Here is a 12789-nt window from a genome sequence, read left to right on the forward strand (position 1 = left end):
GGTGGGGGACAACCCCGTCGCCCCGCGACGCGCGGCGGCTCCGCACCGCACAGCGGCTCCGCACCGCGCAGCGGCACCGCACCGCGCAGCGGCTCCGCACCGCGGCCACCAGGCGGCTACGCCGCCAAGGCGGCAGCCGTCACGTCGCCTCCGCCTCGACCGCCACGCCGTGGCTCTCCGCGATCTCCGCCAGGCCGCCGTCGAAGGCGACGCTCGCCGCCGAGAACCACCAGCCGTCCTCCTCGCGGACCAGCTCGCCGAGCAGCACCCCGGACGCCCCCGCGGGCCCCGCGGGGAAGCCGTAGCACAGCAGCTCCCGGTCGTTCGACGGGTCGACGAGCCGCGTGTGCAGCAGCCCCGCGTCCGACAGGTCGCGCCCCGGTGTGCGCTCCTCGTCCACGGACAGCGCGAACACCACCCGCTCCGCCGCCGCCGGCAACGCCGGCAGCCGCACCGCGAACCACGCCTCCGACTCGCCGCCCTCCAGACGCACTCCGACGCCCGCCGGCTCCGTGTTGTTGAAGAAGACGAAGTGCTCGTCCGACAGCACCCGCCCCGCCTCGTCGAGGACCAGCGCGCTCGCGTCCACGTGCAGCGCGGGGCCGTCCGCCAGGGCCTCGCCCCGCAGGCCGACCCGGAAGGCGTCCCCACCCGGCAGCACGTCGGCCAGCCGCATCCGCTGGCCGGTGGCCAGCGGCAGCCGGCCGCCCGCGGCCCACGGGCAGGCGGCGAGCAGCACGGACCGCGGGTCCACCCGCGTCGGCTCGTAGTCCAGCCGGGCCACCGGCGCCGCCGACAGCGTGCCGGCGACAAGACCGGACAGGTCCCGCAGCCGCTCGGCCACCGCCTCCGCGCTCTCCGGGCGCTCGTCCGGCCGCTTGGACATCATGGACAGCACAAGATCGTCCCACTCGGGTGGCACCCCGGCCCGCAGCGTGCCGGGCGCGACCGGCGTCTCCTCCAACTGCTGCCGCAGCAGCTGGTAGAGGGACGCGCCGTGGAACGGCGGCCGGCCGGTCGTCAGCGCGTACAGCAGGCAGCCCGCCGCGTACAGGTCGGTGTTGGCCGCCACCGCCCGGCCCTCGATCTGCTCGGGCGACATGTAGGCGGGGGTGCCCACCACCACGCCCGTCGAGGTGAGCCGCGCGTGGTCGGTGGACTCGGCGAGCACCGCGGCGATGCCGAAGTCCAACACCCGGGCCAGACCGTCCGGCTCGACCATCACGTTGGCCGGCTTCAGGTCCCGGTGCACGACGCCCGCCTCGTGCGCCACCGCCAGCGCCCGGCAGATCTGCTCGCCCCAGCGCGCCACCTCCACCAGCGGCGGCAGCTCGTCCGCGAGCACCTGGTCGAGCGAGCGGCCACGCAGCCGCTCCATCACCAGGTACAGGACCGGGTCCGGGTCGTTCTCGAACCGCGCCTCGCCCACGTCGTGCACGGTCACGATGAACGGGCTGGACAGCGCGGCCAGCAGCTTCGCCTCCCGCTCGAACCGCTCCCGGGCCCGTGGATCGCGGCCCACGGCGACGGAGCCGACCACCTTCACGGCCACCGTCCGCTCCAGGCGCAGGTCGAGCGCCTCCCAGACGGTGCCCATGGCGCCCGCACCCAACTGCCGCCCGAGCCGGTAACGGCCGTCGAGCACCCGGTCACGCATCCCACGAACCCCCTGCATCCGTTCTTCCGACCCGCCTGCGCACAGGCCACCGGTACCGCTAACTTTATGCGGCACAGGGGCCCCCGGTAGGGGGACGGGAGGGACCGTTATGAGCGGCGACGCGCCAACCGGCCCACGTCAGGACAGACCGCCCCCGGCCGGTCCGCGCCCGTCGGGACCGACGCTGACCGCGGCGGCGCTCTGCGTGCTCGGCGGCGCCCTGTCCTTCCTGGCCGTCACCCTCGCCAGGAACGCGCCGCTCACCGACCCGCCCCCCGCCGCCCACCCGCTGCGCATCGCCCAGGTCACCTCCCAGCTGTTCGCCCCCTCCTGCCCCGCGGGCCGGCCCGACGCCTTCTACGACCCCGCCGCCTCCCTGTGCCGGACGCTCGACCTCGACGGCGGGCTCACCGTCGAGGAGGTCGCCGACGCCGAGGCCGTCCCGGGGCCGGTCGCCGACCTGTGGGCGGTGCGCGTCACCTTCCGTCCGGAGGACGTCGCCGAACTGCGTGGCCTGACCGAGCGGGTGCGGTCCGAGCCCTACCCGCGTGGCCAGCTCGCCTTCGTCCACGGCGGCCGGCTGGTGTCCACCGGCGTGCTCGCCGGGCCGGACCGGCAGGGCACCGCCAGCCTCGGCGGCCCCTACACGCGCGCCGAGGCGGAGGTCATCGTCGGGGAGCTCGCCGGCTGACGGCGGCTCGCCGCCGCGGAACCCGGCCGTTGTCAGACCCCCTCGTTATGGTGGCCGCACATGGACGGGCGAGCGTCCCGGCCACCCCAGGGAAGCGAGCGCACGCCATGACGACACCCACCGCCACCAGCGAGAAACGGCCCACCGAGCGGGAGCTCGAGCGGCACCGCAGGGAGCTCACCGCCCACTGCTACCGCATGCTCGGTTCCGCCTTCGAGGCGGAGGACGCGGTGCAGGAGACGATGGTGCGGGCCTGGCGGAGCCTCGACCGCTTCGAGGGCAGGTCCTCGCTCCGCTCCTGGCTCTACCGCATCGCCACCAACGTCTGCCTCACCATGCTGAGCGGCGCCGGCCGCCGGGCCCGCCCCATGGACCTGTCGTCGCCCGTCCCGACCGCCTCCGCCGAGCTCGGCCCGCCGCTGCCCGAGACCGCCTGGATCGAGCCCATGCCAGACAGCCGCACCCTCACCGCCGACCCGGCCGAGACCGCCGAGGCCCGCGAGACCATCCGGCTGGCCTTCGTGGCCGCCCTCCAGCACCTCGCGCCCCGCCAGCGCGCCGTGCTCATCCTGCGCGAGGTGCTCAGCTGGAAGGCCAGCGAGGTCGCCGAGCTCCTCGACACCACCGTCGCCTCGGTCAACAGCGCCCTCCAGCGGGCCCGCGCCACGCTCGCCGCCACCGGCGCCTCACCGGCCGACCCGGCCGAGCCGCTCACCGCCGAGCACCGCGAGCTGCTCGCCCGCTACCTGGACGCCTTCGAGCGCTACGACCTCGACGCGCTCACCACCCTGCTCCACGAGGACGCCACCCTGTCCATGCCGCCCTACGACCTGTGGCTGCGCGGCCGGGAGGACGTGCGGGCCTGGATGGCGGGCCCCGGGATAGGCTGCGCCGGCTCCCGGCTGATACCGACCTGGGCCAACGGCAGCCCCGCCTTCGGCCAGTACCGGCCGACGTCGGACGGCGGCCACGCGCCCTGGGCCCTTCAGGTCCTGGAGATCTCAGCGGGCCGGGTCACGGGGATCAACGCGTTCCTCGACACCGAGCGGTTCTTCCCGCTCTTCGGGCTCCCCGACCGCCTGCCGCCGGGCACCGAGGTCGACCCCCGGTTCCCCGGGGCCGGCGAGCTCGGGCGACAGGATCTCGGCGAGCCCGAGGAAGCCGAGCACGCGCCGTAAGCCGTCGTCCACCCCGGTGAACGACACCCGGCAGCCGAGCCGCCGCGCCGTCAGCGCCAGCCGGCTGACGGCCTCCACCGCCGTCGGCCCGGGGCGGTCGAGCGCCCGCAGGTCCACCACCACCGGGCCGCCGCCGCCCGCCGCCACGGCCACCGCGAACCGCTCGCACAGGCCCGGCACATCGGACCGCGCCACCGGCCCCCACACCTCGAACTCCACGCCACCCATACCCAAGGAGACCAGCCACCCGAGCCGAACTCATCGAGCCCGCCCGCCTGTCCGCCCGCCGACTCAGCCGGCGAGCCCCTTCACCCAGCGGCCCCACTCCGGCTGCCGCCGGTAGCCGGCCGCGTCCCAGGCCCGGTGCGCCAGTTCGTTGCCGTGCAGCACCATGGCGTCGGCCCGCCGCCCGCCGAGCGCCACGAACCGCCGCTCGGCCGCCGCGAGCAGCGCCGTCGCCACGCCCTGCCGCCGGCACGCCGGCGCCACCGCCAGCCGGTACAGGTGGCAACGCCAGCCGTCGAACCCGGCGATCACGGTGCCCACCAGCGCCCCGTCGCGCTCGGCGAGCAGCAGCGCCTCCGGGTCCCTGGCGATCAGCCGCCCCACCCCGTCCAGGTCGTCGCTGATGCTCACGCCCTCGGCGGCCTCCCGCCAGAACGCCAGCACGGCCGCGGCGTCCGCGGGCACCGCGGCCCGCACGTCCAGCTCTCCCATGCCGGCCATCCCAACACGCCCACACGGCCCCCACCAGCGCGTTCCGCCCCTCGGACGGCCCCGCGTAAAACGTGCTGCGCCCGCCGGGCCGCCGCTGCTAACCTCCCCACACCAGACGACAGGACCCGGCGCCAGAAGGAGGTGAGGTTGATGACCGCGACATCCGTCGCCACCGCGCGCGACTCCCGAGCCAACCTCCCGTCCGGGGCCCCGGCCTGCCGCGGCTGAGCACACCTGAGCCGCCACCACCGGACCCCACCTTTCACCCAAGGGTCCTCACGTTGACTTCGCCTCAGGCACCTTCCCCCTCCCACCCCCTCACCTCCTACGGCTGGAACGCCGACCTGGCCGCCGCGTTCGCCGACCACCAGGCCGCCGGCCTCCAGCCGGCCCGCGTCGTCCGGGTGGACCGCGGCCACGCCACCGCCGTCACCACCACCGGCACCGTCCGCGCCACCACCGACCAGCGCGCCGCCCCGCCCTGCACCGGCGACTGGGCCGCCCTGCGCCCGGGCCCCACCCCCGAGCTGGCCGCCGTCCTCCCCCGCCGCACCGCCATCACCCGCGCCTCCGCGGGTGCCCGCTCCCACGCCCAGGCCCTGGCCGCCAACGTCGACACCGTCGCCATCGCCGTCTCCCTCGCCGGCCGCGCCGCGCCCGGGCTGGTCGAACGACTCCTCGCCCTCGCCTGGGAGAGCGGCGCCCGGCCCGTCATCGTCCTCACCAAGGCCGACCTCGCCACCACCGACCCCGCCGACACCCTCGCCGAGACCGCCGACCTGGCCCCCGGCGTCGACGTCCTCCTCACCAGCACCGCCACCGGCGAGGGCCTCGACACCCTCACCGCCGTCCTCACCGGCACCGTCGTGCTGCTCGGCGCCTCGGGCGCCGGCAAGTCGAGCCTCGGCAACGCCCTCCTCGGCGCCGACCTCCTCGCCACCGGACACGTCCGCGACCAGGACGGCAGGGGCCGCCACACCACCGTCCACCGCGAACTCCTCCCCCTCCCCACCGGCGGCGTCCTCATCGACACGCCGGGGCTGCGCTCCGTCGGCCTCCAGGACACCGGCGACGGCATCGAGCAGGTCTTCGCCGAGATCACCCAACTCGCCCGCCACTGCCGCTTCGCCGACTGCGCCCACCAGAGCGAACCCGACTGCGCCGTCCTCGCCGCCGTCGAGGACGGCGCCCTGCCCGAACGACGCCTCGTCAGCTACCGCAAGCTGCTGCGCGAGTCCGCCTGGGCCGCCTCCCGCGACGACGCCAGGCTCCGCGCCCGGCGCACCGCGGAACGCAAGGCCATCACCCGCCACCTCCGCGCCACCTACGAGCACCGGAAGCCCCAGATCTGACCGCCCGTCGGGCGCCCGGGAACCGGCACCTCCCGGGCGCCCCCACCTCACCGTGCCTCCATGCGACGTCCATGCCACCTTCACCCTCACCAACCGGGGATTCCCAGGGGCCGAACGTCAGTTGAGGACGCTAACGTCAAGGGGGTAGGTACTAGACTCGCAGCCGGTTGAGGGGGCGCGACATGAGCTACGGCGACGACTACGACGACACGCGCGCCCGCGGCGTTCCCGCCGGCACCCGCACCCGGCTGCCCGAGCAGCGCGAGCCGGCCACCCGCCGCCAACCCGCCTCCACGGGCCGCGGCCTCGCCGCCGTCATCGGCGTCGTCGTGCTGCTGCTCGGCGCCATCGTCTTCGCCAACCAGACCCGCGACGAGGGCAACGGCGGCGGAGGCGGCGGCAGTTCCGAGACGGACGGCGGCGGCGACCGCGCCCAGCCCACCGCGCCCAGCGGCCAACCCCCCGTCGACACCTCGACGAACGGCATCCCCGTCGGCCACCCGCAGACCGAGCAGGGCGCCCAGAGCGCCGCCGCCAACTACGCCGTGGCCCTCGGCGGCACCGAGATGTTCGACCCCACGCGCCGCCCCACCATCGTCGACACCGTCTACGCGCCCGAGGTCGCCGCCGCCCAGGCCGCCGAGTACGAGCGCACCTACAGCGACCCCGACTTCCTCACCCGCATCGGCCTCACCGAGGCCGGCGCCGCCCCCGCCGGCACCACCTTCGTCGCCCGCGTCAACCCCGTCGGCACCAACACCGTCCAGTACGAAGGCGACACCGCCCGCGTCGCCGTCTGGTACTCCACCCTGTTCGGCCTCGCCGGCGCCGACTCGCGCAACCCCGTGACCGAAGGCTGGTACACCACCACCTACGACCTCGTCTGGGTCGAGGGGGACTGGAAGATCACCGCCTTCGACGAGCAAGAAGGCCCCGCTCCGGTCGGACGGGACCAACGCGCATCAACGGCAGAGGAGATGGCCGATGCGGTCGAGCAGTTCGGCGGGTTCACCTATGCGCGCTGACCACCGCCCCCCGCGCCCGGGGCGGCTCGCGGCCAGACTCGCCACCCTCACCGGCGGCCTCGCCGGCCTCCTCGCCCTCGGCGCCGCCCTCGCCACCCGCGCCGCCGCCGCCGAGTCCGACGAGGACTGCGGCCTGCTCAGCGGCCAGGCCCGCGAGATCTGCGAGGGCAACCCGGAGGACGGCGGAGGCGGCGACGGCGGCAACAGCCCCACCAGCGCCCTCGACCCGCTGTCCTCCCTCGCCCGCGGCTGCGCCGACGCCGCCGCCTGGATCGTCAACGAGCTGTCCGACCTGGTGAACTCGACCACCAACGTCGACTTCACCAACACCTCGTTCCTCCGCCAGTACGCCGTCGTCTTCGCCGCCTCCACCGTCCTCACCCTCATCCTCTGGCTGCTCGCCATCGTCAAGCGCGCCGTCCGCGGCGTCCCCTTCGCCACCGCGCTCTCCGAGGCCATCGGCTACCTCTGGCTCACCGTGATGGCCTCGGCCTTCACGCCCCTCATCCTCTACGTCGTCGTCTCCGCCACCGACAACGTCACCGACGCCATCGTCACCGGCACCGGCGACAACTCGGCCGCGTTCTTCGGCGACTTCGCCGCCGCCCTGGAGGCCGGCGAGGACATCGGCGGCGGCCCGATCATGCTGATCGTCGTCTCCCTGATCTCCATCCTCGCCGCCGGCGTCCTCGCCCTCGAACTCGTCATCCGCGCCGCCATGCTCTACGTCGGCGCGCTCCTCGGCACCGCCGTCTACTCGGGGCTCGTCGACAAGAACCTCTGGGGCCACGTCCGCGGCTGGGCCGGCATCATGATCGCCGTCATCCTCATCAAGCCGGTCATCGCGATCGTCCTCGGCCTCGCCGCCGCCCTCACCAGCGGCGAGGAGAACGGCCCCACCGCCGTCTCGGCCATCGTCTCCGGGCTCGCCATCATCATCCTGGCCATCTTCGCCTCCGCCATGATCTACCGGTTCGTGCCCGGCTTCGGCGACGAGATCGTCAACCACCGCGCCATGCGCCAGGACACCAGCAGCCGCGCCGCCCGCGCCGCCGTCTCCACCCCGGCCAGCCTCGTCCGCGAGGGCATGTCCACGCACGGCGCCCGCGGCGGAGCCGCCGCCGGCGGTGCCGCCGGAGCGGCGGCCGCCAGCGGCGGCCAGGGCCCGCGGCCCGCCAACCCGGTCGCCGGCGGAGTCGCGGCTCACAGTTCCCGTACCGGCCAGTCGGGTTCATCATCGACTGGAGCGAACACCAGCCGCGCGGGGAACCCGGGCTCAGACAACCGAGGAGGTAGCAGGTGACCACTCCGCCCCACACCCTGACCAGGCGCCGCACCTATCTCATCGGCCGGGCCAGGCCACAGGCCATCGTCGGCAGAAACCGCGAGGCCGGCGAGATCGCCCTCATCGTCGCCGGCGCCTTCCTCGGCATGATGAGCGGCATCCTCATCCCCGCCCTGACCCTCCGCCTCGTCGGCCTGGTCGGCTTCCCCATGCTCGCCCTCGCCGCCGTCTACCTCCCGTACAACGGCCGCACGTTCTACCGGTGGTTCGAGATCAACCGTTCCTTCAGGCGCACCCAGCGCCGCGGCGCCACCTACCGCTCCGACGCCCCCGAGGCCGGCATCACCCTCGACGGCCGCGAGGTCGCCGTCGGCGCGCCCCCCGGCGTCGGCCGCGTCGAATGGTGCCCCACCGCCTTCGGCCCCGACGAGCTCGCCGTCCTCCTCCACACCGACCGGCGCACCATCACCGCCGCCATCGAGATCGAGGGCCCCGGCGTCGGCCTGCGCGACAGCGAGGACCAGGAGGCCCTCGTCGAGCGCTTCGGCACCCTCCTCAAGCACGTGGCCAACGGCGACGGCCACGTCACCCGCCTCCAGATGCTGGCCCGCACCCTCCCCGCCGACCCCGACGCCCACGCCAACGACGTGCGGGAGCGCGGCGACGCCACCGCCCCCGGTTGGATCCAGGACTCCTACGACCAGCTCCAGTCCATGGTCTCCACCTCCAGCGAGCAGCACCGGGCCTACCTCGTCGCCTGCATGCACCACTCGCGCGACCTCAGCAACGAGGCGCAGTCCATCGCCCGCGCCGCCCGCACCACGGGCGACCGGCGCCGCATGTCCCAGGACGAGGCGCTCGCCGTCGTCATGGCCCGCGAACTGGCCGACATCTGCGCCCGCCTCACCGAGGCCGACATCCGCGTCCGCCAACCGCTCGGCGAGGCCCGTCTCGCCTCCCTGATCCACTCGATGTACGACCCCGACCACCCCATCGACCACATCCAGGCCATGTCCAAGCGCAACGCCTGGCCCGCCGAGCTCGACGCCCGCGAGGCGACCTACCTCCAGGCGAAGACCCGCGAGTCCGACACCCGCGAGCCCTGGTGCCACGCCACCGCCTGGGTCAAGGAGTGGCCGATGACCCCCGTCGGGGTCAACTTCCTCGCCCCGCTCCTCGTCCACACGCCCGACGTCATCCGCACCGTCGCCGTCTGCATGGACCTGGAGCCCACCGAGATCGCCATCGAGCGCATGCTCACCGAGAAGACCAACGACGCCGCCGAGGCGTCCCGCGCCGCCAAGATGAACCGCACCGTCGACCCGCGCGACGTCGCCGCCCACGGCCGCGTCGACCAGCGCGGCGACGACCTCGCGACCGGCGCCGCCGGCGTCAACCTCGTCGGCTACCTCACCGTCTCCTCGCCCAACCCCGAGGCGCTCGCCCGGGACAAGCGCACCATCCGCGCCTCCGCCGGCAAGTCCTACCTCAAGCTGGAGTGGTGCGACCGCGAGCACCACCGCGCCTTCGTCAACACCCTCCCCTTCGCCACCGGGATCAAGCGATGACACGCCTCCCGGTGACACCCCCCGTGACACACCCCGTGACGTGGACCGTGAAAGAGGTGCCGCCATGCCGCCCCGCGATCCACTGAGCGTCATCACCGAGGCCTTCACCAGCCTCCTCTTCGGCCGCACCGAGACCACCCGGCTCCCCGTGCGCACCTCGACCGGCCAGGCCCAGGCCGTCTACCTGCCCACCGCGGCCCCGGGGCTGGGCGACTCGGGCGTCATCATCGGCCGCGAGGTCTACTCGGGCAAGGGCTACATCTACGACCCCTTCCAGCTCTACGGCCAGCAACTCCCGGCCCCCCACTGGCTGGTGCTCGGCGAGTCCGGCAACGGAAAGTCGGCCCTCGAGAAGACCTACGTCCTGCGCCAACTCCGCTTCCGCGACCGCCAGATCGTGGTCCTGGACGCCCAGGGCGAGGACGGCGTCGGCGAATGGAACCTGATCGCCGAGGAGTTGGGCATCACCCCCATCCGCCTCGACCCCATGGCCGCGCTGGACGGCAGCGTCCGCCTCAACCCGCTCGACCCCTCCATCACCTCGACCGGTCAGCTCGCCCTGCTCCGCACCATCATCGAGGTCGCCCTCGGCCGCACCCTCGACGAGCGCTCGGGCTTCGCCCTCAAGGTCGCCCACGCCTACGTCAACCAGCACGTCACCGGCCGGCAGCCCATCCTCACCGACATCGTGGAGCGCCTGCGCCACCCCCAGCCCGAGTCCGCCGACGCGATGAACGTCGCCCTGGAGGACGTGCGCGCCTGGGGCCTGGACGTCGCCCTCGTCCTCGACCGCCTCGTCGACGGCGACCTGCGCGGCATGTTCGACGGCCCGACCACCGTCGGCATCGACCTCGACGCCCCCCTCATCGTCTTCGACCTCTCGCACATCGACCGCAACTCCATCGCCATGCCCATCCTCATGGCGATCGTCGGCGTCTGGCTCGAACACACCTGGATAAGGCCCGACCGGAAGAAGCGCATCTTCCTCGTCGAGGAGGCCTGGCACATCATCAACTCGCCGTCCGTGGCCCAGCTCTTCCAGCGCCTGCTGAAGTTCGGCCGCCGGCTCGGCCTCTCCTTCGTCGCCGTCGTCCACCACCTCTCGGACGTCGTCGACGGCGCCGCGGCCAAGGAGGCCGCCGCCATCCTCAAGATGGCCTCCACCCGCACCATCTACGCCCAGAAGACCGACGAGGCCCGCGCCACGGGACAGGTCCTCGGCCTGCCCCGCTGGGCCGTCGAGATCATCCCCACCCTGACCCCCGGCATGGCCGTCTGGGACGTCAACGGCAACGTCCAGGTCGTCAAGCACCTGGTCACCGAGGCCGAACGCCCCCTCGTCTTCACCGACCGCGCCATGACCGAGTCCTCCGCCATGCTGCCGGCGGACGACGGGCTGACCGACATCGACGCCGATACCGACGCCTACGAGGCCGAGACCGCGGCCCGCGTGATGTCCTTCGAGAAGCGGCAGGGCGTCGGGTAGGCCCATGAGCAACGACGCACCCGAGCGCCGCGGCGGCGTCCCCGACGCGCTGCTCGTCGGCGCCCTCGGCCTGGCCCTCGGCATCACCACCCTCGTCTGGACCGCCACCGGCCTCGCCGGGCTGCTGCGGCACGGCGCCTGGCCGGACGGCGTCACCTTCCTGCGCACCGCGGGCGCCCTCCGCTCGTTCCTCACCGCGCCGCGCGACGTCGCCGCCGCCTGGCCGGCCGCGGACCCGGCGACGCTGCCGAGCGCCGCCCTGCTGTGGCTGACGTTCCTCTTCCAGCTCGTCGTCCTGTTCTCCACAGCCCTGTGGATCTCCATCCGGCTCGCGCACTTCCGCGCCCGCCGCCGGCACCGCGAACCCCCCGCCGAACCGGAGCCGGCGCCCGCACCCGCACCCGCTGTGGAGCGCGCACCGGAACCGGCGCCGCCCGTCATCGAGCCCGAGACCCCCGCCGTGGCCGTCGCCGTCCCCGTCGAGTCCAGCGAAGGCCAGGACCCGATCACCGCCGTCCTCCAGGCCCCGCCCGGCCTGGTCGTCGTCGACCCCACCGGCCGCCTCTGGGCCAGGACGGCCCGCCAACGCGACAAGCTCGGCCCCGTGCACGTCTACGACCCGGGCCACGCCACGGACAGCCCGACCCGGCTGCGCTGGGCGCCGCAACGCGGCTGCGAGGACATGCCACTGGCCCGCCGCAGGGCGGGGGCCCTGCTCGCCCCCGTCCGCCCGAGCGAACCCGTCTTCCGGCTCGACGCCGAGACCGCCGAGATACTTCTCCGCTGCTACCTGCACGCCGCCGCCCTGGCCGGCGAGCCCATCCAGCAGGTCCACCGCTGGGCGAGCGGCCGCTCGGCCGGCGCCCCCGGCAAGGTCCTCCGCACCCACCCGCGCGCCGCGGGCGGCGCCTCCATGGAGCTGGAGAGCGCCCTCACCGCGCACCCGGGCCGCCGCGACGCCGCCCTGGAGCTCATCGGCCGCGCCCTCGGCGGACTCGACCAGCTCCACATCCGCCAGTCCTGCACCCCGGGCCGGGTCGACACGATCGCCCTCGACAACCTCGCCGGCGAGGGCGGCACCCTCTACGTCGTCGGCGACCAGCGGGAGACCGCCGCCCTCCGCAGCGCCCTCGTCGACGAGTTGGCCACCGCCCATCCCCAACTGACCGTCGTCGACGTCACCGAGGCGCGCGCCTGAGCACCATCTCGTAGGCGCCGAACGACGGGTCGTCGGGGTCGGTGTCCCGCGTGCCGGTCGGCTGGAAACCCAACGAGGCGTAGAAGCGGGCGGCCCGCGCGTTGGACTCGTGGACGCGGAGCCGCACCTCGCGGGCGCCGGCCCACTCGATCGCCGCCCACATCAACCGCGCCGCCAGGCCGGTGCCGCGGTGCTCAGGCAACAGATACACCCCGACGACCTGCGCCCAGCGCGGCTCCCGGTACACGCCGACCATGCCCGCCCAGGCACCGTCCGCCTGCTCCCCGACGAACACGACCGTGCCCCGCCCGGCGGCCCTGCGCTCCCACTCCCCGCGGGTCAGCTGCAGGGCCTCCTCGTAGGGCTCGAAGAACGCGACCGGCGCGACGGGATCACGCAGCGCGGCGAGCCGCAGCTGTCTGAACTCCCGCCAGTCCTCACGGCATGAACGCCGGATGGTGTACGCCATGCGGCCGATGCTTCCACCCGGCCAGTCGGGCCGCAACACAAACGCGTGTAGGGCCCGTTGGCGAACCAACGAGCCCTACACACTCAATAATTGTCCGGCGGCGACCTACTCTCCCACACGGTCCCCCATGCAGTACCATCGGCGCTGGCAGGCTTAGCTTCCG

At 74.2% G+C, this 12789-nt stretch carries 11 protein-coding genes, 1 rRNA gene and 1 pseudogene; 8 read left to right on the plus strand and 5 right to left on the minus strand.

Annotated features, from left to right (window positions below; translation table 11 throughout):
* Positions 1-139: 139 nt before the first annotated feature.
* Positions 140-1657: a protein kinase domain-containing protein gene (locus RNC47_RS34465; protein WP_311604620.1), complete on the minus strand. Its 1518-nt coding sequence runs from the start codon at positions 1655-1657 to the stop codon at positions 140-142.
* A 109-nt stretch (positions 1658-1766) separates the two neighbouring features.
* On the opposite strand from RNC47_RS34465, the gene RNC47_RS34470 reads away from it, so the two are divergent.
* Both RNC47_RS34470 and RNC47_RS34475 read left to right on the plus strand, forming a co-directional pair.
* On the plus strand, positions 1767-2348 hold the full coding sequence (locus RNC47_RS34470) for a hypothetical protein (RefSeq protein ID WP_311604621.1): 582 nt from the start codon (positions 1767-1769) through the stop codon (positions 2346-2348).
* 107 nt (positions 2349-2455) lie between these two features.
* Positions 2456-3526 (plus strand): sigma-70 family RNA polymerase sigma factor, encoded by a 1071-nt coding sequence (locus tag RNC47_RS34475; protein WP_311604623.1) that lies wholly within the window; start codon positions 2456-2458, stop codon positions 3524-3526.
* Between the two features lie 30 nt (positions 3527-3556).
* Here the strand turns inward: RNC47_RS34475 and RNC47_RS37725 are convergent.
* Together RNC47_RS37725 and RNC47_RS34480 are read right to left on the minus strand one after the other, a co-directional pair.
* Positions 3557-3754, minus strand: a pseudogene (locus RNC47_RS37725) (hypothetical protein); the annotation flags it as partial.
* 63 nt (positions 3755-3817) lie between these two features.
* Entirely contained in the window at positions 3818-4243 is a 426-nt protein-coding gene (locus RNC47_RS34480; protein WP_311604625.1) for a GNAT family N-acetyltransferase, read from the minus strand.
* A 281-nt stretch (positions 4244-4524) separates the two neighbouring features.
* Between RNC47_RS34480 and rsgA the strand changes: the two genes are divergently transcribed.
* The 6 genes from rsgA to RNC47_RS34510 all read left to right on the plus strand — a co-directional run bounded on the left by rsgA (position 4525) and on the right by RNC47_RS34510 (position 12157).
* On the plus strand, positions 4525-5595 hold the full coding sequence (gene rsgA, locus RNC47_RS34485) for a ribosome small subunit-dependent GTPase A (RefSeq protein WP_311604626.1): 1071 nt from the start codon (positions 4525-4527) through the stop codon (positions 5593-5595).
* Positions 5596-5777: 182 nt separating this feature from the next.
* Positions 5778-6620, plus strand: coding sequence for a hypothetical protein (locus tag RNC47_RS34490; protein ID WP_311604627.1), 843 nt, complete (start codon positions 5778-5780; stop codon positions 6618-6620).
* Positions 6610-7923: a hypothetical protein gene (locus RNC47_RS34495; RefSeq protein ID WP_311604629.1), complete on the plus strand. Its 1314-nt coding sequence runs from the start codon at positions 6610-6612 to the stop codon at positions 7921-7923. The genes RNC47_RS34490 and RNC47_RS34495 overlap by 11 nt, the downstream gene beginning before the upstream one ends.
* The gene (locus RNC47_RS34500; protein WP_311604631.1) at positions 7920-9473 is read left to right on the plus strand and encodes an SCO6880 family protein; all 1554 of its coding nucleotides are present in this window, start codon (positions 7920-7922) and stop codon (positions 9471-9473) included. Before RNC47_RS34495 ends, RNC47_RS34500 begins: the two co-directional genes overlap by 4 nt.
* Positions 9474-9537: 64 nt before the next feature.
* Complete coding sequence (locus RNC47_RS34505) at positions 9538-10959, plus strand: ATP-binding protein (protein WP_311604633.1); 1422 nt, start codon at positions 9538-9540, stop codon at positions 10957-10959.
* Positions 10960-10963: 4 nt separating this feature from the next.
* Positions 10964-12157 (plus strand): type VI secretion protein, encoded by a 1194-nt coding sequence (locus RNC47_RS34510; protein ID WP_311604635.1) that lies wholly within the window; start codon positions 10964-10966, stop codon positions 12155-12157.
* Here RNC47_RS34510 and RNC47_RS34515 read toward each other — a convergent pair.
* Together RNC47_RS34515 and rrf are read right to left on the minus strand one after the other, a co-directional pair.
* Positions 12138-12626: a GNAT family N-acetyltransferase gene (locus tag RNC47_RS34515; protein WP_311604636.1), complete on the minus strand. Its 489-nt coding sequence runs from the start codon at positions 12624-12626 to the stop codon at positions 12138-12140. The genes RNC47_RS34510 and RNC47_RS34515 overlap by 20 nt on opposite strands.
* A 92-nt stretch (positions 12627-12718) precedes the next feature.
* Positions 12719-12789, minus strand: a 5S ribosomal RNA gene (gene rrf, locus RNC47_RS34520); the annotation flags it as partial.

It is taken from the genome of Streptomyces millisiae (assembly GCF_031845425.1).
Lineage (GTDB): Bacteria > Actinomycetota > Actinomycetes > Streptomycetales > Streptomycetaceae > Streptomyces > Streptomyces millisiae.

Excerpts from the sequence above, each read along its gene's own strand:
- RNC47_RS34465 (WP_311604620.1), bottom strand. The coding sequence starts at position 1,657 with ATGCGTGACCGGGTGCTCGACGGCCGTTACCGGCTCGGGCGGCAGTTG.
- RNC47_RS34470 (WP_311604621.1), top strand. The coding sequence starts at position 1,767 with ATGAGCGGCGACGCGCCAACCGGCCCACGTCAGGACAGACCGCCCCCG.
- RNC47_RS34475 (WP_311604623.1), top strand. The coding sequence starts at position 2,456 with ATGACGACACCCACCGCCACCAGCGAGAAACGGCCCACCGAGCGGGAG.
- RNC47_RS34480 (WP_311604625.1), bottom strand. The coding sequence starts at position 4,243 with ATGGGAGAGCTGGACGTGCGGGCCGCGGTGCCCGCGGACGCCGCGGCC.
- RNC47_RS34490 (WP_311604627.1), top strand. The coding sequence starts at position 5,778 with ATGAGCTACGGCGACGACTACGACGACACGCGCGCCCGCGGCGTTCCC.
- RNC47_RS34495 (WP_311604629.1), top strand. The coding sequence starts at position 6,610 with ATGCGCGCTGACCACCGCCCCCCGCGCCCGGGGCGGCTCGCGGCCAGA.
- RNC47_RS34505 (WP_311604633.1), top strand. The coding sequence starts at position 9,538 with ATGCCGCCCCGCGATCCACTGAGCGTCATCACCGAGGCCTTCACCAGC.
- RNC47_RS34510 (WP_311604635.1), top strand. The coding sequence starts at position 10,964 with ATGAGCAACGACGCACCCGAGCGCCGCGGCGGCGTCCCCGACGCGCTG.
- RNC47_RS34515 (WP_311604636.1), bottom strand. The coding sequence starts at position 12,626 with ATGGCGTACACCATCCGGCGTTCATGCCGTGAGGACTGGCGGGAGTTC.